The sequence below is a fragment of the Gilliamella sp. B3172 genome (assembly GCF_026536465.1).
In the GTDB taxonomy this organism is placed as follows: Bacteria; Pseudomonadota; Gammaproteobacteria; order Enterobacterales; family Orbaceae; genus Gilliamella.
The window spans coordinates 136,685-162,271 of record NZ_JAFNOA010000001.1; the positions used below are offsets into that span (position 1 = coordinate 136,685).

Below are 25,587 nucleotides of genomic sequence, written 5' to 3' on the forward strand. Positions count from 1 at the left end.
TCTAATTAATTTAAAAACTTTATAACCAACTAACATTAATATCCCTTCTTTGTTTATTGCTAAACAAATTTGCGACTCATCTTTTTTTATTTTAAATAGCCATTGATTGACCATGTCTGAAAATCGTTAATCAATAATAAATACACAAGGAGTTTCACCATAATTTAAGGTGAAGAAAGTGAATTAAAGGATTAAATAATGGCAAAAGGAATAAATAAAATTATTGACCAAATCGGTCATAGCTTAATAAACCAATCAATCGCTTCTATTAGCCATAATAGGTATACATTAACAGTCGATGAGCTCAATTCTCCCATTTCTATTTTGAATGTTACCGGTGAAGAACAACTAAACCACCCATGGCGTTATACTATTACTTTTACCAGTGTCGATAAAACAATATCAGTTGATAGCTTTTTAAATAAAAAGGCATCGTTTTCATTCAATCCGGTTATGAGCGAAGCGTTAAGTTTAAATGCCGCTTTACGAGCTTTAGGGGATTTTATAGATGATGACAATGGCCGTAAGATTTATGGGATCATCACTGAATTTAGTCAAATATCGGTCAATAAAGACGAAGCGCATTATCAAGTTGTATTATCTCCAAGAGTTGCCAGATTAAGGCTTAATCGAAATTGCGCAATATTTCAAAATCAAAATGTTGTTAGCGTCGTTGAAGAGGTACTTAGAAGCCATGAATTTACTGGCATAGACTATCGGCTGGAACTGAAGGAACAATATCCAACAAGAGAATTTATCACCCAATGGCAAGAAAGTGATCTTGAATTTATCCAAAGATTGATGGCTGATGTTGGAATATGGTTCCGTTTCGAAAGCCATGCTGAACATGATTGCGAGGTCATGGTCATTAGTGATTATGAACAAGGATTTGAACACGTTGCAGAGATTGATTACAAACTACCAAGCGGCACGCATGACGGCAAAACAGAAAGTGTCTGGGATCTTTCTATGCAAAGTCAGATGGTCGAGTCGTCGGTACAAGTGCAGGATTACAACTATCGAAAAGCACGAACCGATTTACTCACCTCAGAAAACTCACAACCTGACGACCATACAACTTATGGTACTAACTATCGTTATGGTGAAAATCATAAAAATTTAAATAGTTCTAATTCGAGTAATCAAGATAATAATATTACCGCTGAAAGTGGCAGTTGGTATGCACGTATTCGCCACGAATATGCAATAAGTAAGCAGATAGTTATTACCGGTAAAACTAATCGTTATAATTTAGAACCCGGTCAAGTGATTCGTATTACTGATAATCAGTTAACCAATATAGATGAAGGTATCATCGTTTTAAGTGTAACGGGTAAAGGGAATCGCACCGATGCTTATGAACTTAGTTTTACCGCCATTCCGTTTAATGTATTAAAACCGTATCGTCCAATACCAATTGCATATCCACAAATTGGTGGAACATTACCCGCACGAGTAACAAGCCCCGACAATGATATCTATGGCTATATCGATACCCAAGGACGCTACCGGGTAAAATTTAATTTTGATTTAAAAAACTGGAAAAAAGGCAATGAAAGTTTATGGGTTCGGCTTGCCAAACCTTATGCTGGGGACACATATGGTTTCCACTTTCCCTTAATAGATGGCACCGAAGTTGCTATTGCTTTTACAGACAGTAACCCTGATCGGCCATATATTGCTCATGCCATGCACGATAGTGCTCATCCTGATCATGTTTCTGCTTTTAACAAACATCGAAACGTGATTCGTACTCCTGCCAATAACAAATTACGGATGGATGACAAACGTGATCAAGAGCATATAAAACTTGCCACTGAATACGGTAAAACTCAGCTTAACATTGGGCATTTAGTAAATAAAAATAAAGAAAAACGAGGCGAAGGGGTAGAACTTCGCACCGATGACTGGGGGGCTATAAGAGCGGGTAAAGGCCTATATATCACCAGTGAAGAACAGACACAAGCTGGTGGTTTGCAGTTGCAAATGGACAATGCTGTAAAAGAGCTCGCGCAAGCCTGTGAAATGGTAAAAAGGCTCAATGAACTTGCTCAAGCAGCTAAAACTGAGCTTGCGGATCTACAAGTTCAAAAACAGCTATTTGAACAAAGTTTAAAACAATTAAAACAACCCGGTATTCTCACTTATGCACCTGCAGGCATGGCTGATGTGACACCAAACTCAATTCAACACACCGCAGGTGAGAATATCATCCAAACCGCACAAAATAATATTGATGTCAGCGCCTTTAAACGTTTTATCGTAACGGCTGGCAACACAATAAGTTTATTTGCTAATAAATTGGGCATAAAAATCACAGCCTCAAAAGGTAATGTCGATTTACAAGCACAGAATAATGAAATGTTATTAAGCTCTAAGCAAGACATGAAAATCACTAGTACTGACAGTGAAGTAATCATATCAGCCAAGAAAAAGCTCACCTTAGAATGTAATGGGGCTGCTATTATCATTGAAGGTGGTGGAGTAAAGATACTCGCTCCGGGGGATGTAAAAGTAGAAGCGGCAAGTTTTGGCGTATTTAGCCCATCAACTTATGATGTACCAAAAGTTAAATTACCTGAAGGGAAAAATTGTTCGGAATCAGCATAATGGAAAAACAATTATTAAACTTATTAGATAACCCAGACGCACGGAAACAATATCGATATTTACTCATTGATAATTTAGTATCTCTTAGCTATTTTCATATATTATCGATTCAAAGTTTGCAAGAAAATTTAGGAAAGGAAGCTGTCGAAGTGGTGCCAAGAACTGATCTTGCGCACGACTTGGCTCATTGCCCTAAACTTGTTGTTATTGCGAAACCCAATGAACCTATAAACAAAAAATTATTGCACCATATTAGTAATGAAATGCTGGACGATGGATCGATTGAAAAACGCTATATTTCGGCGTGTATTGTCAGTAAAAATGATCCGAAAAAGTTAAGCGAACAATTGATTAATATAGGATTAAAGTTAGCGAAATTAATTCAAACCAATTTTGTACCATTTTATGAACCATTCAAGACATTTCTGATGCTAGAAGGTAACAAAATTTGTCCTGAGTGGTTATCAACTTTATTCGGTTGCTGTAGTACATATTGTTTTACCTCATTTACCAATCATTTATATGTAATCCAATCATTAACCTACACCCCGAAACCACAAGATATTTTTGTTACCGAAGAAGTTAAATTCTATTTGAAAGAATCAAGCAATTTATATCATTTAGCTATCGCATGGAAAAATTTATGTGAGAGAAAAAATAAAAATGTAACAGATGATGACATTATACAATTAGCTGAATTTTATAAGACAGCAAAAATATCGGGACTTGAGGATACTTACGACAGATTTTCTTTAGCGTTAGCGTTGATAAGTTATCCAAACTTATCTAAGCAAACAAAACTAAAAGATGCAATCGAAAAAGCGAAAGAAGAGCCTGGCACTTTAGCGAATTATTTAAGTGAAATAGACATAGCAGAATAATGTAAGGAATACTTTATGGAAAAGTTCGATATTAATATTTTGGGAGAAGCCAAGAATGCTTCAGGTATGACAAAAAACGGGTGCGGAACTTGTCAACGTAACGGCATGCCATTTTTTTTAGTTCGCCAATCGGTAATTAACCCAAGGATTGATACAAGTAAAGACTGGTCAGAAGGTGTACCCCAATTAACGGGTAGGCAACCTTCTGCACAATTAAAACAACATAAGTATGCACTAAGAATGTTACGTAAAGGTTATGTTTATGTATTAATGGAAAAAGATGGTGAAAGAAAATTACTTGGCTATGAAGTGACTTCAAAAGGCGCATTACGACATCGCTCCATTTATTATATGAAAAAGCATGAAATTGAAGATCTTGCTGAACAGTGTACAGCAATAAACCACTATGTTCCGGCCATTTTTGCCAATGTTGATATTTTAAATTCTACGGTATGGATAGCCTATAGTCGCCGTGCATGGTCAAAAAATGTGGAAGATTATTATCGTTCTCCCGAAGCTAACTTAAAACGTTTTACCAAAGTCACTGTAAATGACAATACTCGTAAAGATCCAACTTTATTAACCGAAGGGCGAAGTTTTGCTTTCAGCGATTTATTAAACAATAATTCTGCCCCTTATTTGCCTGAATTTATATTCCAAAAAAAGGATTTTGATGTCAGATTTCCGAGCGCTCACGAATTTTATGACTATTCGCATAAAGATGATTTAGCAGCAATAAAACAGGTGTCGGAAACAATGGAAGAAAAATATCAATGTAAAATAGGTTGTATTGTTTTAGAAGACACTTTTGGCATAGCCGAAGAGCTTAATGCTCAACGCTTAAGAAATTTTGATCCAATCAATAATGCATTTTTAGAGCACGAACGAGCAATAGAAAAAGAATTAACCGATGCCTTCAATGAAAAAATAGCTGATTTTACTCCTTCAGACGAGTGGTTAACCTCGCCTGATAAAAGTCAAGACTTATTTCCTTATGCTAAAGGTTATTTCGAAAGCATATTTACTCAAAACATTGATAACGATCAAAGTGACACATCACAAGCGCAAACAATATCAGTTCCACTTAAACCTAATGAACATGATCAAAAATATATTCATGAATACTTTTCCAGAGAGCGAGCTTACAAACGTAGGATTGTCTCTTGTATAGAGAGTTACAAAAAGGGATTAAAAAATCATTTTGCTAATAAAATAAATAAAGAAAATGAATTAACCGGTGCATATGATGAATCGCAATGTGAAGATTTATTTCAACCAATAATAGCCGCAACTCCTGAATCAGCTCTCGCATGGGAATCATACTTTAATAGGCTTCGACAGTTGAAATCACAAGGTTGGAAAGAAATTGCCTTATCCGATGAAGAAAAAACATCATTATTAAAGCAGAAAAATCATTACACTATTAAATATGATGATGTTCACCGATTTTTGTTGTCTAAAGAAGGCATAATACAATCAAACTTCGACAAAGAATGGGCTAAACTTGAAGCGCGATTAGACTTAAAAAAACTAGAGCAATTTTGTAAGGATGATAATCAAAAATTTAAAGAAATCATCGAAGATATCCGTAAAATATCTATCGATTATTTAATATATGTGACATGGCTTTTTGGTTCCAAAGATAAACCTTCTCAATATGCACCTTCTGAACTGACTGACTATAATCAAGTTGAGTTTTGGAAATATGAACAAGAAAACGACTATTCTAAAGATCACCTAGGCTATATGGAAGATATTATCACTATGCTTCAAGGGAATATTTCCATGGCAAATTTACCGGAACAGTTTGGTTTATGGGACAGCTTATTTAGGGATGAGAACTCGATCTACTTTTATGTGTTAAAAGGTCAGGATAATAATCTTTATGAATTGCTGCTAAAACAACGAATCGATGAAATGCAGCAAAATCAAAATTCTGCAAATAAAAATAGTAACGTAAGTAGTTTATATGATGTAGTTAGCACTATAAATGATGTTATGGATCTTCCGATTGATGCTAAAAATACAACCCTTTTTGTTGAGAGAATGGAAGAATTGTTTGATTGGAAAACAGCCGCTTTTGCTAATCGAGTTCAAAACGCTAAGCTAATTAATCAAGTATTAATGAAAGAGCAAAGCTTAGAACAACTTAAAATTTATTCCGGTGTGGAGCATAGGGTGATGAAAGTGCCGGTAAGAATTAAAAATTTGCCCAAAGTTTATGAATTTTTAATGGATAATTCGGATGTATCATCTGTCAGTATCGAAAAAAATTCCAAACTGTATGAACTATCAAGAGTATCTGATACTGATAAGCGCTGGCAATTCGAAAGCGAAATGACTAAATCACAGCTTGAAAAAACTGTAAATATGGAATTTATGATTGTGGCAGATGATATTGCTTCAATGGATGAAATGATTAATACTTTAAAAAAGGGGGGGAACTTGAAAGAAACAACACTTGCTAAAATCAAAAAAGTGTTAGGGGCTGAAATCAAGCACGCTCACCAATTTAGCGGAGAATTAACGATAGCTGATCTTGAAGCAGCGATTTCTCAACACCGAAAAAGAATTCGTTTTGATTCTACTAAAAATGTAGCTATTAATGCGTTAATGATTTTTCTGCAAGGCTATTTAGTCGGTGAAAATATGCAAATGCTAAACGAACAAGGGAATGATTTGCGGCAAGAAGTAAAAGAACAAATTCAAGCTGATATCGCCAAATCCTGTGTAATTTTATCATTAATATCAGCTGAAGTTGTAGCTTATACAATTAAATTAGTCGGTACTCTACCAAAAATAAATATTTTTAATACAATGATACCAAACTGTGACAAATTTTTAACAATAACGGGAAGAGCCTTAGCAATTATCACGATATTTGAGGGTGTGGCAAGTATTTATAAAGGATATTGTTACGGGAAAAATGGGGACAGTTCAGATGCAGCTTATTTGGTCTTTGGTGGTTTTCTGACAATGGGTTCCGGATATTTATCTTATATTGGTGCTAGTGGATCTCTTATACTGCCGTTTGCGTGTCTTGCTATCGTGATTGCCGTTATTGGTGCTATTTTAATTTATATTGGTTCTGAAGCAGATCGTTGGTCACCTATGGAAATTTGGTTTAACCGTTGCTACTTTGGTCAACAAAAACATCAAGAAAAAGGAGTACCTTATCCTCTTACAGCTGTTGGTACTAGTATGGTGTTAAATGACTATTTTGCCTATCTTTCAGGAGTTTATTTAGCTTTAAATTATAACTCAAATGATATAGGGCTATTTATTGAAGATATACGATCTGATTCTGATGAAAACTCTATTTTATTATATACTGGTGGGCTGCATGTACATCTCAAACTGCCCAATTTTGATGCGCAAAGTCGTTACACTTGTCTGGTCTCTGTAACTGACAATAGTGGCCAATCAGGTAGAGTCAAAATCCAGCAAGGTAAAGACAATCAATATTTGCAAGTTGAGATAGAATCTAATCAATGTGATCATAACCAAGTACGCTGGGTGGAATCGAAAGCTTATCCAATTATCTCAGACCCCATTAACAAGCAAACTGATTTATCAACCTTGGTAGTAGATCAAAAAGTTGCTGAATTACAGTCTAAAGCAAGAAAGGTCATAGGAATATTACATTATTGGCAAGGAAAAGACGCAAAATCACCATTACGTATTGAACATATTATTGATTAAAAGAATTAAAAAAGGAGAAATAGAAATGCACTCAAAATATCAACCTCAATTATCATGCTGGCGCGAAGATTTGCGTAAAGGTGTCTATACAACTAAATTGGCTTTAACAAATAACAAAAAATTGCGTTATGCTAACGATGATTATTGTGAATTTTCAAGACAAACAGTTGGAATGAGAACAATAACCCGATCAAGTATTATTTTTTTTTCCGTTGTATTGTTAGGTATAGGGATTGGTATATTAGGAATGCTAATATACTTTTTGTTATTCATTGATGAAAATAAAGTATTATTTACATTTTTTATCTTCATATTAATAATATGCCTTCAGGCTTTTTCTCAAATCTTGTTGAATTTTGTATTTTCTCCTTTTGATTGCCCTATTCGCTTCAATCGTAAAACCGGTAAAGTTTATATTTATGATCATTTCATCTTATATCTTGGTTCATGGTCAACCTTTATACGTTCACCTTTTAGAGCTAAAGAAATAACCGTTAAAGAGTTTAATTGGAAAGATATTCAAGGCGTAATGACCTCTGTTTCTGCACCGATTGCCAGTGGAGGTATGGTTAGAAATTACCGTATAGAGTGCGTAGTATGCGAACCTAATACTACTTATGTTATCGACCATTTTTTATTGGATACAGGTAGCGCTTTGAATTACGACGTATGGATGTGGATAAATAGTTATATGGCATTTTCAGATAATAATTTGGATGCGGAATTTATGCCAGAGGAAGAATTTTCATGGCCAATAAAAATTAACTGGCCAGAAGAAATAGATAAAAAATCTAAAGCCAGCTCACTTGAAGAATATCAACGAATTGATGATGAATATAAAAAAATTAAGGAAGATTAATGCCGTCAAAGTACCAACCACAATTATCATGCTGGCGCGAGGATTTGTATAAAGGGATTTATACAACACAATTGCATTTAGGTAATAATGAAAGATTACGTTATGCAAATGATGATTATTGTGAATTCTCTAGGCGATTAACTGGAATGAACCCTTTACTTCGTCTACTTATGATAACTATTGCTTCCGGAATAATTTTAATATCGACTTTTGGATTATACATGGTAATACGTGATATTGTTGTCGGTGAAGAATATAGTCTCATGTTTTTACCATGTGGTTTTGTTGCAATATTTATTATTCATTTTTTTCTTTCAATGTCTTTAAATATTTTTTTCGCTCCTACAGATTTCCCAATTCGTTTAAATCGTAAGACGGGTAAGGTTTATATTTATGATCATTTCTTATTATATTTTGGTTCATGGTCTACCTTTCTTCGTTCACCTTTTAGAGCCAAAGAGATAACTATTAAAGAGTTTGATTGGATAGATATTCAAGGTGTAATGACTTCAGTATCTATGTCTTTAGCCAGTGGTGGTATGGTTAGAACTTATCGTATCGAATGTGTGGTATGTGAACCAAATAGTAACCATATAGTCGATCATTTTATTTTGTCTACTCATAACAGTTTATATTATGACGAATGGATGTGGATAAATAGTTATATGGCATTTTCAGATAATAATTTGGATGCGGAATTCATGCCAGAGGAAGAATTTTCATGGCCAATAAAAGTTAATTGGCCAGAAGAAATAGATAAGAAATCTAAAGCCAGTTCACTTGAAGATTATAACCGGATCAATGGTGAGTATAAAAATTAAGTATTAATAAGCAGGAAATAAAAATGATAAGTTTAAAAGGAATTATTCGATTAGGGGATTCGACAGATCACGGTGGTACAGTAATTACAGCTTCATCCACAATGACAGTTTTAGGTAAACCTGTTGCACGGGTGGGTGATTTAGTTTCTTGCCCTATTAAAGGTCATGGCGTTAATCCTATTATTGAAGGTCAGACAGCTTTTACTGACCAAGGTAAACAAGTTGCATTAGATGGACATAAAAGTGCATGTGGTTGTTCCTTAATTTCTTCATTATCAGAAGTAGGAATAGGATAATGTCTATAGATTTATCATCATTTACAAAGTCGGCGCCCAAAGTTAAAAAATTGAATTTGTGGTTGTGGGGACTATTGCTAATTATATTTATTTTGTTGGGATTTATTATAACCGGTACGCTAAGTTTTTTTCATAGTATGCCAAATGAGCTTTTTTTATCCGGTGTAGTTGGTTTTCCTGTTCTTATTTGGAGTGTGCTATTTGTATGTTGTTTTTTTGTCTATAAATATCGCAAGACTTATCATCAAGAATTGAATTTATTTCAACAACAGCGTAGGCAGGAACTGATAGATAAAGGCCAACAAGGGCTATATGTTTTGGGGTATTCTCTTACAACGGAAAGAGGAAGGCAGGGGAATGCGGCTGCTTTAATCAATAACAGTTTTTTAATAACTTCAAAGCCATATCCTACTTGCGCAGCTGTTATTCCTCATACTTCTTTATTTTTCAATAGCGAAATTGATATCAATGATATTAATGGATATTTAGCTTCTCTATTTAATCAATGGAAAAAAGATATCAAAAATCAATTTTCTAACCTATTATCACATAAAAATATTCACGTTCGTTTGTTTATTGAATTAGGTAAAAGTGCAGAAGTAGATAGATTAAAGACTTTATGGGCTGAAACAATCGGAACGGTTATTCCTTATCCGGCTAGCATTATATTTGATGAGCCAGGTAATTCGAATACATTTATAGAATCATGGTTAGATAATGAGGAATATAGTAACGATTTACTCTTAATACTAACCCTACACTTGTTCGATATTCCTACAAAAAATGAAGGTGAATTTGCTGCATGGTTTTTTTTAGCGGGTGAAAAAGTGAACCCTAAATTGTTATTGCACCGAGAACCAACATTAGTTAAAGTGCATCGTAGTGAACAAACTTCATCTTTAAATCAAACTATCAACAATGCGCTATTATGGGGTAGTACTGACAATACAAGTTATGATACCATGTGGTATAACGGTGTATCTTCTGAGTTGAAAAATAATATTGTTAATCATTTTAATCAAATTGAATTTAAGCCAAAGAATCTTATGAATATTGAAGGTGCTTTTGGGTATGCGGGGCTTTGTTCCTATTGGTTAGGTTTGTCTTTAGCAATTGAAAATGCATTTTTGTCTAAAAATAACCAATTGATAGTAATAGGCAAACCAGAAGTTACCGCTTCTGCTGTTTCTTGTTTACAACAAAGTAATAGAAACAGTAACAATAATAGAAATGTTTAACATTTTTCAGATAGGTAAATTTGAAAGTTAACTAAAATGTAAACCCAAGTGGGGATAATTTTTTTTACAAGCCTTTTGCTTGTGCTCTATCTATTCTAATTGTGTGATAGATAGCGCTGAAATAATTATTTAATGTTTGAATAGAATGCCCTATTGCTAGGGCATTAAAATTGCTTTAATAGATTTGTTAGATCTTTATGCTTGTTAACCTCATAACTGAAGCTTGTAGTTTTGTGATAACTTGATGAGTTCCGCTTTTCGTTTTTTGTAAATCCAACTCATATCAATTAAAGTGTTATTTTTTGTAGGGCTTAAATTTCAATTTTCCCTCATGACTACTAGCGCCTGCGTTAATTATTCCATAATAGTTTTTATCCGTTGCCGATAAATCAATTTTTAAAAAAGCAGTTCCATAATCCTCGCAATGGAATCTTTGCTGCTCATCAATATAATCCCAAAATGTTGGGCACTCATCTTGACTGTTAAGCCATTCGCGATACTTATCAAGAAAAAGCGTTGCCGATAAAAACGCTTTATTATATGTCTTTTTTTTCATTGAAGGGATTGGATGTGATAAAAATTCAGCCCCTAAATCAGAATAATCTAACAATTTAACAGGGCTAGGGTAATATAACTCTGAATTCTTACAATCTGATTCAATATTCAAAATAGAGTTATCTTTTATTGCTGCCACGCATGGCGATATATATTCACTGAAGTTTTCTTGTTAGGTATAATTCAATATATCCATTCTTGTCACTATTAAATCGCATTATTGATATAAATCTAGTGCTTTAAGTGAATTATCATACTTTTCGTGATCTAACCAATAAAATGTTTCCTTCGAATTTTTTATATTTAATTTTTATTTTTCTGAATCATATTCATTTAACCATTCTTTCCATTCTTCATAAGTATCTGGAAAAATTTTTATTTCAGAGCTAAAAAAAGCCTTTGAAAGATTTTTACAATTTCTAGAACGAAATATTCCTTGTTCATCTAAACATTTTTTTAAATATTTATTTCTCAATTGACGGTCATTTATGAATTCTTCAACTGAATATATTTTTTCACCACACCCAATAAGAAAAATACTCATTACTAAAAATAAATTAAATTTTTTCATGTATTAATATCTCTATTCAGGTTCTCAATCATCGCCAATCTGACAAACTCAGAACTGTTTTTATTGGCTGGATGACTTCTATTATGTTTAATATTACAGTCTATTTCATCATCTATTGATTGTTTAATCAATACAATTAACCTTATGTTTGGTATACCTTGAAAATAACGATTAATCTTTTGATTTTTTGCTTCATTCTTTCCTAACGTATTTCTAAATTCTCAAGCTATATAGTACCATTGCTTTTTTATGTACTGACAAAATTATAATCCTAATCAGTCAGATGTAGTTACATTAATAAAAAAGTATTTTTTGTAAAAAGACGCTCTCTCATTAGAGGAGGGGATACTTTTAATTATTGAAAATGTAAATCAAATAGGATGTGCGTAGTGGTGTTAACAGTTCACTAGCTTAATTTTGCGCATTTGCAATAGTGGTAGTCCTAGTTAGGTATAGAGAATATAGATATATTCGAAGCATATAGCAAAAACATGCGGTTATAAATATGCTTATTGGATATTTTGAAAATAACAAATCAGGCTTTGCGCCTTAGCTTTTTTAATTTGATATGATTTTAAGGAATTGAAAGAATATTTCTGAATATTGATTTGGTGCCGTGGGCGGGACTTGAACCCGCACGCCGTGAAGCACTACCCCCTCAAGATAGCGTGTCTACCAATTTCACCACCACGGCGCCGTTATTTATTCAGGAATATCCGATGTAGGATTTACCGATTCCGGTTGTATAACAGGATCTGTTGTCGGTGCGGTTTCACCTGTGTTTTGTTGAGTCGTTGCAGGCGGTATATCATCGAAATTTGTAAATTCATCGCTAGAATTTATAGCACTACGACTACCAAGATTCGATAAAACGATACTTAGTATAAAAAACAAAACCCCAAGTATGGTTGTAGAACGTGTTAAAAAGTTCCCACTACCTGATGAGCCAAACAACGTCGCAGATGCTCCAGCACCAAAAGATGAACCCATGTCGGCACCTTTACCGCGCTGTATTAGCACTAAAACGATTATCACAACAGCGATAAGTAAATAACCTAGAATTAAAAGTTTATACATTTCAACCTGTCAATTTTATAAGTTATACAACAGAATTTATTGATGCGAAATATTAGCGAAAGAGTGAGCAACAAGCAAGAAGATTTTGTGATTTTCTGTATTTATCGTAATCAATTGTTCGTTTTTAAGGAAAAACCAGTATAATGTCGCCATTTTTATTCTAGTAAATTTAGTTGTATGAAATTCATTGTTAAGCTTTTTCCTGAGATTACCATTAAAAGTGAATCTGTTCGATTACGTTTTATAAAAATATTGACCAGCAATATTCGTAATATCTTAAAACATCATATCGAAGATGTCGCTGTTATACGTCATTGGGATTTTATTGAAGTACGCCCTAAAGTTGTAAATAGCGAAACTCAGATTTTACAATTACTCACCCGTATTCCTGGTATCCATCATATTTTGGTTGTTCAAGAGCACTCTTTTGTTGATATGCACGATATCTATGAAAAAGCTCGTGAGCATTATGCGCCTTTAATTGAAAATAAAACCTTTTGTGTACGTGTTAAACGCCGAGGTAAGCACGATTTCTCTTCAATCGATGTTGAACGTTATGTGGGCGGTGGGCTTAATCAGTTTGTTGCCTCATCTAAAGTCAAATTAACCCGCCCTGAGGTTACTGTTAATTTAGAAATAGAGAAAGATGTATTATTGCTGGTAAAAGAGCGTCATGCTGGGATAGGTGGCTTTCCAACAGGTACACAAGAAGATGTACTTTCTCTTATATCCGGCGGATTTGATTCTGGTGTATCGAGTTATAAGCTAATTAGACGGGGAAGCCGGGTTCACTACTGCTTTTTTAATTTGGGCGGTAAAACCCATGAAATTGGTGTTAAGCAGATGGCACATTATTTATGGGAGCGCTTTGGTAGTTCTCATAAAGTGCGTTTTATTGCGATCGATTTTTCAGATGTTGTTGGTGAAATTCTTGAAAAAATCGAGGATGGCCAAATGGGCGTTATTTTAAAACGGATGATGATACGTGCCGCTTCCAAAATCGCTCAACGATATAATGTTCAAGCACTTGTAACCGGTGAAGCACTAGGTCAGGTTTCAAGTCAAACGTTGACTAATTTACGTTTGATTGACAATGTGAGTGATACCTTAATTTTACGTCCGCTAATTACTCATGATAAAGAAACGATTATTAATCTGGCTCGTCAGATAGGGACTGAAGATATTGCTAAAACCATGCCAGAATTTTGTGGTGTAATTTCGAAAAGTCCAACGGTCAAAGCCGTTAAAGAAAAAATAGAGGAACAAGAGCTTAATTTTGATTTCTCAATTTTAGATAAAGCAGTGGAAGAGGCAGAAAATATTGATATTCGTGAAATTGCCAAACAAGCAAGTAACACGGTTATTCAAGTTGATACTGTGACTTCATTGGGTGATAATCAAATTGTAATTGATATTCGTGCGCCGGAAGAGCAGGAAGATAAACCGCTGGAATTAAATAATGTTGATATTAAAGTCATTCCATTTTATAAATTGGCTACACAATTTGGCGATTTAGATCAATCAAAACAATATCTTCTTTATTGTGCTAAAGGCGTTATGAGCAAGTTACAAGCACTCTATCTGATTGAGCAAGGGTTTTCGAATGTGAAAATTTTTAAAATATAATACTTAACAAATAGTTATGATATTGGTAGTATTTGGCTTTTATAATCATGATTTGATAAGATCAGATATTTTTTATAATCAAAATAATTACAAATTAATGATTTAATTAAGTTAAAGAGGAAGGCAATGAGTAAATTACTTGTAGTTGATGATGATCCTGAGATAGCCTCATTATTACGTGAATTACTTGAATTAGAAGGTTTTGACGTTGAAACAGCAAATAATGGAGTACAAGCTTTAGAAAAATTCGATAGTACCATTGATCTTATATTGCTCGATATAATGATGCCGGAGATGAACGGGCTTAGTATGTTATCTAAATTAAGAAATGACTTTACTGTTCCGGTTATTTTTCTGACAGCTAAAGACGACGAATTTGATAAGGTGATTGGACTTGAGTTAGGGGCTGATGATTATATTCTTAAACCTTTTAATGATAGAGAGTTGGTTGCTCGAATCAATGCCTTGCTACGAAGAACCCGTTGGGATAACTCAGAAGAAAGTGAAGAAAAACCGCTTCAACTTACTATTGATAAACTAACGGTTAATCGAAAGCAACAAACTGCTTTTTTTGATGACCAGTATCTCGAATTAACGGGTACTGAGTTCCAAGTATTACTTAAACTGCTTGAAAGTGCTGGTCAAACAATTTCCCGAGATACTTTAAGTGAAACTGTACTTGGTAAAGAGTTTATTCCGCTGGCTCGTTCAATTGATGTTCATGTGTCTAATTTGAGAAAAAAATTGCCACCACGCAGTGATGGGTTACCCTGGATAAAAACATTGAGATCGAAAGGCTACCTGTTTGTTGTCGATCAAAATGATAATGTACATTAAGGGTCGAATACATCTTATAAAGGTAAAATTATATGTGGATTTTTGACAGGTTAACTATTAGAATTTTCACAATATTTTTACTTACTATCGCTTTTTTTCTAATGTTGATTATGGCTTTGCCTAATCTTGACGCTCGAAATTTAACTTATTTAGCAAATAAAGATAAAGAAGCAGGCAATGTGCTTGCTAATCAAATAGAAAAAGAGCTTTCAAATGTACCTAAAGATAGTTTTCGTTGGTGGATGCGTTTTATCGTGGTGATGGACGGTCACCAAAAACCCGGGCAATTTTTATTCATTTTCACACCCAACAAACAAATAATTACCGCTGATACTAAAAATATTGATTTAGTTAGAAACTTTAGTGAAAAATCTAATAATGTCGCTGATCCGGCAAAGAAAATTTACGAATCTCAAGAGATTATAGGCCCTTTTCTGATTCATTATGCTAATGAAGATTACCAATTATACTTATTGCAACCAGCATCAGATATTCAATCTCAATTTGTTAACTTAATCTTTGATCATCCCTTTTTATTATTAACACTAACAATGTTAGCCAGCTCTCCTTTTTTGCTTTGGTTATCTTGGAGTATTGCAAAACCTGCACGTGGTTTAAAACTGGCAGCCGAACAAGTTGCCAAAGGGAATTTGCAACAATGGCCTGAGTTAGAAAAAATCGGATCTTATGAGTATAAAGCAACCGGAGCGAGTTTTAATCATATGTTAAGGGAATTAAAACGGATGCAGGAGTTACAACAACGCTTGTTTTCTGATATTTCTCATGAATTACGCACGCCTTTGACTCGTTTGCAATTAGCCACATCATTATTACGCCGCAAACAGGGCGAAAGTAATGAAGTGATTCGTATTAATGATGAAGCATTAAAACTTGATGCAATGATTGGTGAGTTGCTCTCTTTAGCCCGTCATCAATATGATAATAATGAAGTTCGCAACTATCAAAAATTAAATGTTTTATTTAAAAATGTATTAGATAATGCTACGTTTGAAGCGGAGCAAATTGGCAAAACATTTTTAATTCAAAATCCGCCAACTAATCATGTTGTGTTGTGTTATCCGACTGCTTTATGTAGCGCACTGGAAAACGTTATTCGCAATGCATTTCGTTATTCTAAACACCAAATTGTGATTAATTTTAGTCAACAACCACAACAAATGACAATTACCATTGATGATGATGGTCCCGGTGTGGCTGATAACGAATTAGAACAAATTTTCAGACCTTTTTATCGAACCAGTGAAGCACGAGATCGCCAGACGGGCGGTACCGGACTAGGATTAGCCATTGTAGCGAATGCGATCACTCGCGATCACGGAACTGTTAAAGCACAGAAAAGTCACTTAGGTGGGCTGAGAATTGTGATAGTATTACCGACAAGTCAAAAACATTAAAAAATAAAGAGTAGTCATTGTGTCAAATTCCGCATTGAATATTGTACTGTTTGAGCCAGAGATTCCAGCGAACACTGGCAATATTATTCGTCTGTGTGCTAATACAGGATATAATTTGCATATTATTGAGCCAATGGGATTTTATTGGGATGATAAAAAACTACGGCGAGCAGGGCTGGATTATCAAGAATTTGTCAATGTCAAACGTTACAAAAATCTTGAACAGTTCTTAGATGCTAATCAATTGGATTTGACTAAACAGGTTTATGCATTGACTACAAAAGGTCAAAAGCCGCATAGTGCCGTGAATTATCAATCAAATGATTTTTTAATGTTTGGGCCTGAAACACGAGGTCTACCAGCTGCAATACTCGATGCGTTACCACAGGATAATAAAATCCGCATTCCTATGTTAGCAACCAGTCGTAGTATGAACTTATCCAATTCAGTAGCGGTAGTTGTATATGAATCTTGGCGTCAGCTTAATTATGCCGGGGCTAAGTAAATAGCTTTGATATTTTTAGGTCAATAATAGATAGCAGTTAGATAACAAAAAGAGAGGTAAGTCAATTCCTCTCTTTTTGTCGTGCAATAAGCGTGATATTGATAATAAACACGTTTATTTTACACGTGAAACGTATTCACCTGAACGTGTATCAACTTTAAGCACTTCACCAATTTGTACAAATAGTGGAACACGTACAACGGCACCGGTTGAAAGTGTAGCGGGTTTACCACCAGTTCCGGCTGTATCACCTTTCAAGCCCGGATCTGTTTCAATAACTTCAAGTTCAACAAAGTTTGGTGGCGTAACAGCAATCGGTTGACCATTCCATAATGTTAAAATACATTCAGCTTGATCGACTAACCATTTAGCATTATCACCAACTGCTTTTGCATCGGCAGAAAGTTGCTCAAAAGTATCGTTGTTCATAAAATGCCAGAACTCACCGTCGGTATACAAGTAAGTTAAATTCATATCAACAACATCAGCAGCTTCAACAGATTCACCTGATTTGAATGTTTTATCAACAGTTTTACCTGAAAGTAATTTTTTAATTTTAACGCGGTTAATTGCTTGCCCTTTACCTGGTTTATAAAACTCATTTTCAACAATTACACACGGCTCGCCATCTTGCATTATTTTAAGACCGGCTTTAAACTCATTAGTACTATAAGATGCCATAAAAGCTCCAACTATCATTCTGAATTACAAAAATGAGCCACATTATACAGCAAAAAGTTGAACAACCAAATAAAGAAGCATGGATTTTTGATCTTGCCAACGTTGTGACGGATATTAAAACCCTCTATCGTTGTTTAGATTTAGATCCTGATACGATTTCTTTGTCTATGTTACAAGCAAAGAAACAATTCCCGCTGCGTGTGCCTTTAGCTTTTATTAATCGTATGAAAAAGGGCGATAGTCATGATCCTCTTTTGTTGCAGGTGCTTTGTGATGATAACGAAATGTTGCAAGTCGCGGGATACAGTGATGATCCGTTACAAGAGCAAAATAATGCAATCCCGGGATTACTGCATAAATATCATAATCGAGCACTGTTAATAACTAAAACCGCTTGTGCGATCAATTGCCGTTACTGTTTTAGACGTCACTTTCCTTATCATGAAAACCAGAGCAGCAAAAAAAACTTAAATATAGCGCTTAACTATATTGCCACTCATCCTGAACTCGATGAGATTATTTTATCGGGCGGCGATCCATTAATGGCGAAAGATAATGAGATCGCATTTTTGATAAGTGAATTAGAAAAGATTCCACATATCAAGCGGTTACGCATTCATACTCGTTTGGCAGTAGTGATTCCGTCAAGAATAACCCAACAATTATCTCGATTATTTGCGCAAAGTCGATTACAGATAATTGTGGTTACACATATTAATCACCCCAATGAGATTGATAATGAAGTTACCCGTGCGATTTGGCAATTAAAACAAAGTAATGTATTAGTGCTTAATCAAAGCGTGATGTTAAAAAATATTAATGATAATGTTGAGATTTTAGCCCAATTAAGTAATAAGCTGTTTGATAGCGGTATTTTACCTTATTACATTCATCTGCTTGATAAAGTTCAAGGCGCTGCACATTTTTTCGTTGATGATAAAACCGCCAAACAATTGATGAAACAGCTTGCTGAAAAAGTATCCGGTTATTTAGTGCCAAAACTGGCTCGTGAGATTGGTGGAGAAAAAAGTAAGCGGGTACTTGCTGTTGCTGATTGATTTTGTTTTACTTATGGTATCAAATAATCTGGTGTTGATTGGATGATGATTTGTTCAATTGTCGCGCTGCTGATCGTCCATGCAGGTTAGCACTTACCGACATTTATTGATTAGGTATTATTCAATCGTCAGTTTTTATATTATTGTGCTATAAATAAATTTTATATCGTATCTGTTACACTTAACTTTGAAAATCTCATTGACGAAAAATAAAATAGCTTCTATAATTCCGACCTCTTTAATTAATGATGTAGAGTTTTTACTCTGCAACCTGTTGATAAATTAGATTTGGATATAAATCGTCATGAAACGCACATTTCAACCATCAGTATTAAAACGCAATAGAACTCACGGTTTCCGTGCTCGTATGGCAACTAAAAACGGTCGTCAAGTTCTTGCTCGCCGTCGTGCTAAAGGCCGTGCTCGTTTAACTGTTGCTAGCTGATTTTAAGTTGAGTGATTAATTTCACTTTTCCTCGGGAGTTACGTTTGTTAACTCCCTTTGATTTCAATTATGTCTTTCAAGAGTCCGTTAGAGCTGGCTCACCCTTTCTTACATTAGTTGCACGAATAAATGATTTAGATCATCCTCGTTTAGGATTTGCTATAGCAAAAAAACAGGTTAAGCGTGCACATGAGCGCAACCGTATTAAGCGTTTAACGAAAGAATATTTTCGTCTTCATCAACATCAGCTTCCTAATATTGATTTTATTTTAATGGCTAAACATTCTGTTATCGAATTGGATAATAAACAGTTAGTTGCAACATTAGATAAATTATGCCAACGAATTATCGCCAAACAAAAAGTTTGAATAAACTTAAATTGATTATCAAACAGCATGTCTATGCGGCTAAATCATTGATAATTAATTTTTTTATTTTATTTGTTCGCGCTTATCAACGGATTATAAGCCCGTTGTTTGGTCCTAAATGTCGCTTCACACCTACTTGCTCTCAGTATGCAATAATTGCACTACGACGCTTTGGATTAGTAAAAGGTGGTTGGCTAACGGTCAAACGTGTATTAAAATGTCATCCTTTACATGAAGGAGGAGAAGATTTTGTTCCTCCAAAAACTAAAACCAATAGAGAAAAACATTAATGGGATCTCAACGTAATATCTTAGTCATTGCTTTACTTTTTGTCTCTTTTTTAATTTGGAAGGCATGGGTGGATGATCATGCACCTAAACCACCAATGACTAACCAAATGACTCAACAAATAAGTGATGATGATTCAACAGGCAATTTAGCTTTAGGTAAAACCATTACCATTAAGTCTGACGTATTGTTACTCACAATTAATACTTATGGTGGTGATGTTCAAGCAGCACAATTATTGAAATATGATCAAACGCTTCATTCAGGTACACCTTTCCAATTATTAACATCTCGTCCTGATTTTGTTTATATTGCTGAAAGTGGTTTAACAGGTAAAGACGGACCTGATAACGCTATTCAAGATGCGAAACGTCCGGTATACCAAACTGCGCAAACAGAATATGTGTTAGCTGACGGACAAAATGAATTACGTGTTCCGTTAACTTATCAGATTAATGGCATTACTTATACTAAATACTACATTTTACAACGTGGTAACTATGCTATTGATGTGCAATATGATATCAATAACCAAAGTAATGGGCCGATTGATGTCGCGATGTATGGTCAATTGAAACAAACTATCAAATTACCAGAAGATGCTGTCACTGAAGGTGGGGGCGGACTTGGATTAAGCGCATTCCGTGGAACTGCATATTCAAGCTCAAGTACAAATTATAGCAAATATAGTTTTGATGATATTAAAGATAAAGCATTAGCGGTAGAAACGCAAACTGGTTGGATTGCTATGTTGCAACACTATTTTGCTTCAGCATGGGTGCCGACACAAGATCAAAATAACCTTTTTTATTCACGTGTAACTGCTAAAAATACTCAAGCAACTATTGGTTTCAAAGGTCAATCAACTGTTATCCCTGCAGGTGCTAGCCAATCAATTGGCGCTAAGCTATGGTTAGGTCCGGAAATCCAAAGTCAATTGAAAGAAACGGCAAATCATCTTGATTTGATTGTTGATTATGGTTGGTTATGGTTCTTGTCACAACCGCTATTTTACTTATTGAAATTTATTCAAGGTTTTGTCAGTAACTGGGGTGTGTCGATTATTATTATTACCTTTATTGTGCGTGGAATTTTATTCCCGTTAACACGTGCGCAATATCGTTCAATGGCTAAAATGAAGTTATTACAACCTCGTTTACAAGCATTAAAAGAGCGTTATGGTGATGATAGACAGAAGATGAGTATGGAAACAATGGCTCTTTATAAGCAAGAGAAGGTTAATCCTTTGGGTGGTTGTTTGCCATTGATTATTCAAATGCCTATCTTCTTATCGCTATTTTATATGTTAGGTAATACCGTTGAACTTCGTCATGCACCATTTGCGTTATGGATTCATGACTTGTCAGCGCAAGATCCTTATTATATATTCCCGTTATTAATGGGTGCGACGATGTTCTTAATACAGAAGATGTCACCAACAGCGGTCACAGATCCATTACAACAAAAATTAATGACTTTTATGCCGTTAATTTTCACTGTGTTCTTCTTATGGTTCCCGTCAGGTCTGGTTTTATACTATATCGTGAGTAATTTATTTACCATTGCTCAGCAACGTATTATCTACTGGGAGCTTGAGAAAAAGGGACTTCACGAAAAGAAAAAGAAATAGAAATTGTATTAGAAAAAGGAGGTGTTAAACCCTCCTTTTTTGTTTTGCTTTTAGGTAAGAATGGAAATGAATATACAGCAACAATTTAATTTAACCGGCAATGAAACCGGATACTGGTTTGTCAGCGCCAATGGACGATTGTGGTTACCTAATGGCGAAGTGCCAACGGGTTATGCTAAAGAGTTTGGTTTTACTAACCAATTAGCTCAGCCAATTGGCGAATGGAATGGTCAAACTGCTTGGCTGATTTGTCATGAAATGAAAAGCTCGATGAGTGTCATACGTCCACTGCTTAATAAAACTGATCAATCGCTATTTAATATGGCCGGTCGAGCGGTGCAATTGGCTGAGTTTTATCGCTCCCACAAATATTGTGGCTATTGTGGTCATCAAATGTATATTAGTAGTTCAGAATGGTGTTGTTTGTGCCATAACTGCAAAGAACGTTATTATCCTCAGATATCACCTTCTATTATTGTTGCAATCCGACATCAAAATAAAATTTTATTGGCTAAGCATGTCAGACATAATCAAGATGACTTATATACGGTTTTAGCGGGTTTTACTGAAATAGGTGAAACAATGGAAAATGCTGTTGAACGTGAAGTATATGAAGAGTCAAAAATCAAAATTAAAAATATCCGGTATGTAGGATCGCAACCTTGGCCATTTCCTAATTCACTAATGATGGCTTATTTGGCTGATTACGAGAGCGGTGAAATCTGTATCGACAAAAATGAGTTAGTACAAGCTGATTGGTTCCATTATTCTCAGTTACCTAAAATTCCAGAGTATGGGACGATAGCAAGGCGCTTAATTGAAGATACGATTGTATTATGCCGTGAATATGATGAGTTTGGTGAAGACTAATCATATTCACGAAATTAATAGCCGAATTTGTTTACTGATAGTCGATAGTTCGGATTAAATTTGTTGTTTTTGATTCATCACCGGTTGTTACACAAACGGCCTTAGTCCAGTCGCTATAGACGGTATAATCAGAATATGAACAAGTTTCATTGATTTCAACTTCTTGTTCATTTTTATCGTTTACAATAATTTCACCACTTGATGAAAGTTTAAATGTTTTTGTAATCGATTTTTCTAACTGATTAATATTACTATAAACTAAAGTTTTCTCTTGTAGCAAAATAGGGAAATTGACTTTATTATCAACTGGCACATATGCGCTGTATAAAACTAGCTCAACGCGATCATATTGGTCATAAACAATTTTACTATTAAAAATGACATTATTTTCTGCAAAATGCGATAGTGTCATTTCAACCAAACGACCATCTTCATCAAATTCATTTCTTGCAACAATATCGCCTTTGCTATTTTTCATACCGAGTATATTTTTGCTGGCATCAAATGTGATTTTATAATCATTGCGGTTTTCTTTTGTTCCGTAAAAATATTTAGCGTTCTTATAATCGAGTTCGCCATAAAAACCTTCTAAATCATAATTAGCAACATAACCTTGTTCATTATAATTGATGAGCTTATCTGATGCTCCTTCAATTTTTTGTTGTTTAATTAATTTATGATTTGGTAGTAATTCCGGTTCATTATGGAAAAGATAACTATTGATTATTGTAACAGGTAAGTATGACAGGGATTGAACCTCTTCATCAAACGTGTCTGAACTTAGGCTATCAACATTTAAATTATTATTTTGGTTGTTGTTTGTTTGAGATGAAGATGCTATCTGGGATGACTGTTCTTCATCACATCCTGTTAATACTAATAAAAAGCTTAATGAACATATTGATAAATAAAATAATGATTTATTCATAATTTAGGCTTCTATTTCATGTTATTGTAAGAAAATGAATGTGATTAAACGTAGATTTTTTACCTAGTTCACTATTATGTTACTTCTATTAATGGCATTTATTAATGGCATTGACACCAATTTGCCAAATCTTCTAAGTTCCAACGTTTCATCATTTCACACCATGCGTTTCGCCAATGATTTACTGTATTACCATTAAAACCTAATTCAGTTTGGATTTGCATATTATTTTTTCCGGAAACAACCAAATTAATAAATTCAATCCATAGTTCAGACTTAGGAAGACGATTAAGAATTGTGTCACTTAAAATGTTAAAGCTACGTCGGCAACGCTTACAACGATAACAAGTGCGTTTACCAACTTTGGTTGTTTCTGTTGAACTACAATATAAACAAACTGGCGATTGTTCATTTAATAAAGACGTGACTTTTTCAATCAGTGTTTGATGTTGTTTGGTAAGTGTCGGGGTGATTTTTAATTGTTTTGCACCGGTATACCATTTGTTTAGTAATGGATAGTAAGACTTCAAATGATCAACAATAGCTTGATCTCGCCGCATGACTTTTTCTAACGTACAGCCTAATTTTTTTGCAATAGTTTGGTAACTTTTGTTCGCTATACGGCTAGTAAATATCGTTTCTAACCAATCAAATGGTGATAATCGATTAAAAGAGGTGTTAGATGCTACATTGAAATATTTGTCACAAGCTTTGCAACGATAGGTATTTGTTGGTTTTGAACGAATCAGATAGAATTCATTTTGTTGGCAAAAAGGACAAACTTCTATATGTTGTGAAGCCATTTTTTCTAAATCATGACGAAATTTATTCAGTTCATCATGCAATTCAATTGGAACAAGTTCATATATCATTTTCTACTCCCAAATCGCTTAACTTTGTAAATATTATCAGATTTTTACACAAACATATAGTTTTACTGAAACTTTTTTACATTTAGAACTGCCAGATCGTTATTAAATTTAGGTCATTAACTAATTTGACTTTTAGGGCAGCTATTGGTGGGTTATTTATTTAAAAATGTTGAATGGATAATGTTAATAATGGTCAGTCTAAAATTTAATCATAAATAATAAACACTTTTTAGACAAATTTAGTTAATTTATGTAAAAAATCGACAGGGTTTTAGCCAGTCGATTTTAGTTTATAACTTGATGATATTATGGGTTTTGTAACCACTGGGCTGCTTGTTTGGCAAAATAGGTTAGCACGCCATCAGCGCCCGCTCGTTTAAAGCATAGTAACGATTCCATGATAGTCGATTTTTCATCTAACCAACCATTTTCAATGGCAGCTTTGAGCATAGCGTATTCACCGGATACTTGATAAGCAAAGGTAGGTACGGCAAAAGTTTGTTTAACTTTCGTGACAATATCAAGATAAGGCAGCCCTGGTTTAACCATTACCATATCCGCGCCTTCGCTCAAGTCTTGATAAATTTCTTGTAGTGCTTCATCACTGTTAGCGGGATCGAGTTGGTAAGTTTTTTTATTGCCACCTTTTATATTCGATGCTGATCCGACTGCGTCACGGAAAGGGCCATAAAAGCTTGATGCATATTTGGCTGAATATGCCATAATTTGGGTATTCACAAATCCATGCGATTCAAGCGCATTACGTATAGCGCCGATGCGACCATCCATCATATCGCTAGGTGCAATAATATCGACGCCAGCTTGCGCTTGAACTAAGGCTTGCTTAATCAACGTTTCGACTGAAATATCGTTTAGAACATAGCCTTGATCGTCAATAATGCCATCTTGCCCATGTGTAGTATAAGGATCGAGCGCAACATCGGATAAAATGCCTAGTTGGGGAAAGGCTTTTTTTAGGGCGCTAATTGCTCGGGGAACTAAGCCATTTTCGTTATAAGCTTCTTGCGCCAATAATGATTTTTTTGATGCATCGATAGCCGGAAATAACGCTAAAACAGGTATGCCTAATTTAACCACTTCTTCTGCTTCTTTTAATAATACATCGATACTCATGCGATTAACATTAGGCATTGAGGAAACAGATTGAGTTATGTTTTTACCTTCAACAATAAAGACAGGGTAAATTAAATCATTAACTGTTAAATGATTTTGAGCAACTAGACGGCGGCTAAAATCATGTGCTCGATTGCGACGTAAGCGGCGTTGAGGGTATTGACCGGTAAAAAATAATGACATAAAACACCTATTTATTTTGAATAACTATCGTTTATTATCTGACTGAGCTTGTAGATTAGCAAATTAATTTGCTCTGTGGTAATTATTCGATATTTTACTTTACAACATATATCGATTAGAGGTAAAATTGCGCACTA

At 34.5% G+C, this 25,587-nt stretch carries 24 protein-coding genes and 1 tRNA gene; 17 read left to right on the forward strand and 8 right to left on the reverse strand.

What is annotated here, in order from left to right:
* Nucleotides 1-198: 198 nt before the first annotated feature.
* The 7 genes from J3U37_RS00585 to J3U37_RS00615 are packed head-to-tail and all read left to right on the forward strand — an operon-like array spanning nt 199 to nt 10,407.
* Nucleotides 199-2,610, forward strand: a complete 2,412-nt coding sequence (locus J3U37_RS00585; protein WP_267372968.1) for a type VI secretion system Vgr family protein — start codon at nt 199-201, stop codon at nt 2,608-2,610.
* The gene (locus tag J3U37_RS00590) at nt 2,610-3,491 is read left to right on the forward strand and encodes a hypothetical protein (protein WP_267372969.1); all 882 of its coding nucleotides are present in this window, start codon (nt 2,610-2,612) and stop codon (nt 3,489-3,491) included. The genes J3U37_RS00585 and J3U37_RS00590 overlap by 1 nt, the downstream gene beginning before the upstream one ends.
* A 15-nt stretch (nt 3,492-3,506) precedes the next feature.
* A complete protein-coding gene (locus tag J3U37_RS00595) occupies nt 3,507-7,193 on the forward strand; it encodes a toxin VasX (RefSeq protein WP_267372970.1) in 3,687 nt (1,228 codons plus the stop codon).
* Between the two features lie 25 nt (nt 7,194-7,218).
* Nucleotides 7,219-8,052, forward strand: a complete 834-nt coding sequence (locus J3U37_RS00600) for a DUF6708 domain-containing protein (protein WP_267372971.1) — start codon at nt 7,219-7,221, stop codon at nt 8,050-8,052.
* A complete protein-coding gene (locus tag J3U37_RS00605; protein ID WP_220218062.1) occupies nt 8,052-8,873 on the forward strand; it encodes a DUF6708 domain-containing protein in 822 nt (273 codons plus the stop codon). The genes J3U37_RS00600 and J3U37_RS00605 overlap by 1 nt, the downstream gene beginning before the upstream one ends.
* A 23-nt stretch (nt 8,874-8,896) precedes the next feature.
* Nucleotides 8,897-9,169, forward strand: a complete 273-nt coding sequence (locus J3U37_RS00610; RefSeq protein WP_220218061.1) for a PAAR domain-containing protein — start codon at nt 8,897-8,899, stop codon at nt 9,167-9,169.
* Entirely contained in the window at nt 9,169-10,407 is a 1,239-nt protein-coding gene (locus J3U37_RS00615; protein ID WP_267372972.1) for a hypothetical protein, read from the forward strand. The genes J3U37_RS00610 and J3U37_RS00615 overlap by 1 nt, the downstream gene beginning before the upstream one ends.
* Nucleotides 10,408-10,702: 295 nt before the next feature.
* Here J3U37_RS00615 and J3U37_RS00620 read toward each other — a convergent pair whose 3' ends face one another.
* The 4 genes from J3U37_RS00620 to secG all read right to left on the reverse strand — a co-directional run bounded on the left by J3U37_RS00620 (nt 10,703) and on the right by secG (nt 12,610).
* Nucleotides 10,703-11,074: a hypothetical protein gene (locus tag J3U37_RS00620; protein ID WP_267372973.1), complete on the reverse strand. Its 372-nt coding sequence runs from the start codon at nt 11,072-11,074 to the stop codon at nt 10,703-10,705.
* Nucleotides 11,075-11,272: 198 nt separating this feature from the next.
* Complete coding sequence (locus J3U37_RS00625; protein ID WP_267329916.1) at nt 11,273-11,533, reverse strand: EexN family lipoprotein; 261 nt, start codon at nt 11,531-11,533, stop codon at nt 11,273-11,275.
* A gap of 609 nt (nt 11,534-12,142) precedes the next feature.
* Nucleotides 12,143-12,227 (reverse strand) — tRNA-Leu (locus J3U37_RS00630).
* Nucleotides 12,228-12,235: 8 nt separating this feature from the next.
* A complete protein-coding gene (secG, locus tag J3U37_RS00635; protein WP_220218057.1) occupies nt 12,236-12,610 on the reverse strand; it encodes a preprotein translocase subunit SecG in 375 nt (124 codons plus the stop codon).
* 177 nt (nt 12,611-12,787) lie between these two features.
* Between secG and thiI the strand changes: the two genes are divergently transcribed.
* From thiI to trmL, 4 genes are all read left to right on the forward strand, one after another.
* The gene (gene thiI, locus J3U37_RS00640) at nt 12,788-14,236 is read left to right on the forward strand and encodes a tRNA uracil 4-sulfurtransferase ThiI (RefSeq protein ID WP_220218056.1); all 1,449 of its coding nucleotides are present in this window, start codon (nt 12,788-12,790) and stop codon (nt 14,234-14,236) included.
* Between the two features lie 126 nt (nt 14,237-14,362).
* Nucleotides 14,363-15,073: a response regulator gene (locus tag J3U37_RS00645; protein WP_220218055.1), complete on the forward strand. Its 711-nt coding sequence runs from the start codon at nt 14,363-14,365 to the stop codon at nt 15,071-15,073.
* A 38-nt stretch (nt 15,074-15,111) separates the two neighbouring features.
* A complete protein-coding gene (cpxA, locus tag J3U37_RS00650; RefSeq protein WP_267373207.1) occupies nt 15,112-16,488 on the forward strand; it encodes an envelope stress sensor histidine kinase CpxA in 1,377 nt (458 codons plus the stop codon).
* A gap of 19 nt (nt 16,489-16,507) precedes the next feature.
* A complete protein-coding gene (gene trmL / locus J3U37_RS00655; RefSeq protein WP_324170073.1) occupies nt 16,508-16,993 on the forward strand; it encodes a tRNA (uridine(34)/cytosine(34)/5-carboxymethylaminomethyluridine(34)-2'-O)-methyltransferase TrmL in 486 nt (161 codons plus the stop codon).
* Between the two features lie 114 nt (nt 16,994-17,107).
* Here the strand turns inward: trmL and efp are convergent, their stop codons facing one another.
* Nucleotides 17,108-17,674 (reverse strand): elongation factor P, encoded by a 567-nt coding sequence (gene efp, locus J3U37_RS00660; RefSeq protein ID WP_034882790.1) that lies wholly within the window; start codon nt 17,672-17,674, stop codon nt 17,108-17,110.
* Nucleotides 17,675-17,706: 32 nt separating this feature from the next.
* Here efp and epmB point away from each other — a divergent pair, with 32 nt between their 5' ends.
* The 6 genes from epmB (at nt 17,707) to nudC (ending at nt 22,333) form a co-directional block, all read left to right on the forward strand.
* Nucleotides 17,707-18,732, forward strand: a complete 1,026-nt coding sequence (epmB, locus tag J3U37_RS00665; RefSeq protein WP_267372974.1) for an EF-P beta-lysylation protein EpmB — start codon at nt 17,707-17,709, stop codon at nt 18,730-18,732.
* 304 nt (nt 18,733-19,036) lie between these two features.
* Nucleotides 19,037-19,177 carry a 50S ribosomal protein L34 gene (gene rpmH, locus J3U37_RS00670; protein WP_034944344.1) on the forward strand — a complete coding sequence of 47 codons (141 nt, stop codon included), beginning with the start codon at nt 19,037-19,039 and terminating at the stop codon, nt 19,175-19,177.
* A gap of 11 nt (nt 19,178-19,188) precedes the next feature.
* Nucleotides 19,189-19,545 carry a ribonuclease P protein component gene (gene rnpA / locus J3U37_RS00675; RefSeq protein WP_255556127.1) on the forward strand — a complete coding sequence of 119 codons (357 nt, stop codon included), beginning with the start codon at nt 19,189-19,191 and terminating at the stop codon, nt 19,543-19,545.
* 47 nt (nt 19,546-19,592) lie between these two features.
* Complete coding sequence (gene yidD, locus J3U37_RS00680) at nt 19,593-19,835, forward strand: membrane protein insertion efficiency factor YidD (protein WP_267373211.1); 243 nt, start codon at nt 19,593-19,595, stop codon at nt 19,833-19,835.
* Nucleotides 19,835-21,463 (forward strand): membrane protein insertase YidC, encoded by a 1,629-nt coding sequence (gene yidC, locus J3U37_RS00685; protein ID WP_220218050.1) that lies wholly within the window; start codon nt 19,835-19,837, stop codon nt 21,461-21,463. The genes yidD and yidC overlap by 1 nt, the downstream gene beginning before the upstream one ends.
* A gap of 66 nt (nt 21,464-21,529) precedes the next feature.
* Nucleotides 21,530-22,333, forward strand: a complete 804-nt coding sequence (gene nudC, locus J3U37_RS00690) for an NAD(+) diphosphatase (protein WP_220218049.1) — start codon at nt 21,530-21,532, stop codon at nt 22,331-22,333.
* A gap of 31 nt (nt 22,334-22,364) precedes the next feature.
* Here the strand turns inward: nudC and J3U37_RS00695 are convergent, their stop codons facing one another.
* The 3 genes from J3U37_RS00695 to hemB all read right to left on the reverse strand — a co-directional run bounded on the left by J3U37_RS00695 (nt 22,365) and on the right by hemB (nt 25,450).
* On the reverse strand, nt 22,365-23,261 hold the full coding sequence (locus J3U37_RS00695; protein WP_220218048.1) for a hypothetical protein: 897 nt from the start codon (nt 23,259-23,261) through the stop codon (nt 22,365-22,367).
* Nucleotides 23,262-23,362: 101 nt separating this feature from the next.
* On the reverse strand, nt 23,363-24,133 hold the full coding sequence (locus tag J3U37_RS00700) for a hypothetical protein (protein WP_267372975.1): 771 nt from the start codon (nt 24,131-24,133) through the stop codon (nt 23,363-23,365).
* 306 nt (nt 24,134-24,439) lie between these two features.
* Complete coding sequence (hemB, locus tag J3U37_RS00705; RefSeq protein ID WP_267329921.1) at nt 24,440-25,450, reverse strand: porphobilinogen synthase; 1,011 nt, start codon at nt 25,448-25,450, stop codon at nt 24,440-24,442.
* Between the last annotated feature and the right edge of the window lie 137 nt (nt 25,451-25,587).

What these genes read in the sequence shown, in the direction of transcription:
- nudC (WP_220218049.1), top strand. Translation starts at nt 21,530, where the DNA reads ATGAATATACAGCAACAATTTAATTTAACCGGCAATGAAACCGGATAC.
- thiI (WP_220218056.1), top strand. Translation starts at nt 12,788, where the DNA reads ATGAAATTCATTGTTAAGCTTTTTCCTGAGATTACCATTAAAAGTGAA.
- J3U37_RS00590 (WP_267372969.1), top strand. Translation starts at nt 2,610, where the DNA reads ATGGAAAAACAATTATTAAACTTATTAGATAACCCAGACGCACGGAAA.
- secG (WP_220218057.1), bottom strand. Translation starts at nt 12,610, where the DNA reads ATGTATAAACTTTTAATTCTAGGTTATTTACTTATCGCTGTTGTGATA.
- J3U37_RS00605 (WP_220218062.1), top strand. Translation starts at nt 8,052, where the DNA reads ATGCCGTCAAAGTACCAACCACAATTATCATGCTGGCGCGAGGATTTG.
- rpmH (WP_034944344.1), top strand. Translation starts at nt 19,037, where the DNA reads ATGAAACGCACATTTCAACCATCAGTATTAAAACGCAATAGAACTCAC.
- J3U37_RS00700 (WP_267372975.1), bottom strand. Translation starts at nt 24,133, where the DNA reads ATGATATATGAACTTGTTCCAATTGAATTGCATGATGAACTGAATAAA.
- J3U37_RS00610 (WP_220218061.1), top strand. Translation starts at nt 8,897, where the DNA reads ATGATAAGTTTAAAAGGAATTATTCGATTAGGGGATTCGACAGATCAC.
- J3U37_RS00600 (WP_267372971.1), top strand. Translation starts at nt 7,219, where the DNA reads ATGCACTCAAAATATCAACCTCAATTATCATGCTGGCGCGAAGATTTG.
- J3U37_RS00585 (WP_267372968.1), top strand. Translation starts at nt 199, where the DNA reads ATGGCAAAAGGAATAAATAAAATTATTGACCAAATCGGTCATAGCTTA.
- efp (WP_034882790.1), bottom strand. Translation starts at nt 17,674, where the DNA reads ATGGCATCTTATAGTACTAATGAGTTTAAAGCCGGTCTTAAAATAATG.
- yidC (WP_220218050.1), top strand. Translation starts at nt 19,835, where the DNA reads ATGGGATCTCAACGTAATATCTTAGTCATTGCTTTACTTTTTGTCTCT.
- epmB (WP_267372974.1), top strand. Translation starts at nt 17,707, where the DNA reads ATGAGCCACATTATACAGCAAAAAGTTGAACAACCAAATAAAGAAGCA.
- J3U37_RS00615 (WP_267372972.1), top strand. Translation starts at nt 9,169, where the DNA reads ATGTCTATAGATTTATCATCATTTACAAAGTCGGCGCCCAAAGTTAAA.
- J3U37_RS00695 (WP_220218048.1), bottom strand. Translation starts at nt 23,261, where the DNA reads ATGAATAAATCATTATTTTATTTATCAATATGTTCATTAAGCTTTTTA.
- J3U37_RS00625 (WP_267329916.1), bottom strand. Translation starts at nt 11,533, where the DNA reads ATGAAAAAATTTAATTTATTTTTAGTAATGAGTATTTTTCTTATTGGG.
- J3U37_RS00645 (WP_220218055.1), top strand. Translation starts at nt 14,363, where the DNA reads ATGAGTAAATTACTTGTAGTTGATGATGATCCTGAGATAGCCTCATTA.
- hemB (WP_267329921.1), bottom strand. Translation starts at nt 25,450, where the DNA reads ATGTCATTATTTTTTACCGGTCAATACCCTCAACGCCGCTTACGTCGC.
- J3U37_RS00595 (WP_267372970.1), top strand. Translation starts at nt 3,507, where the DNA reads ATGGAAAAGTTCGATATTAATATTTTGGGAGAAGCCAAGAATGCTTCA.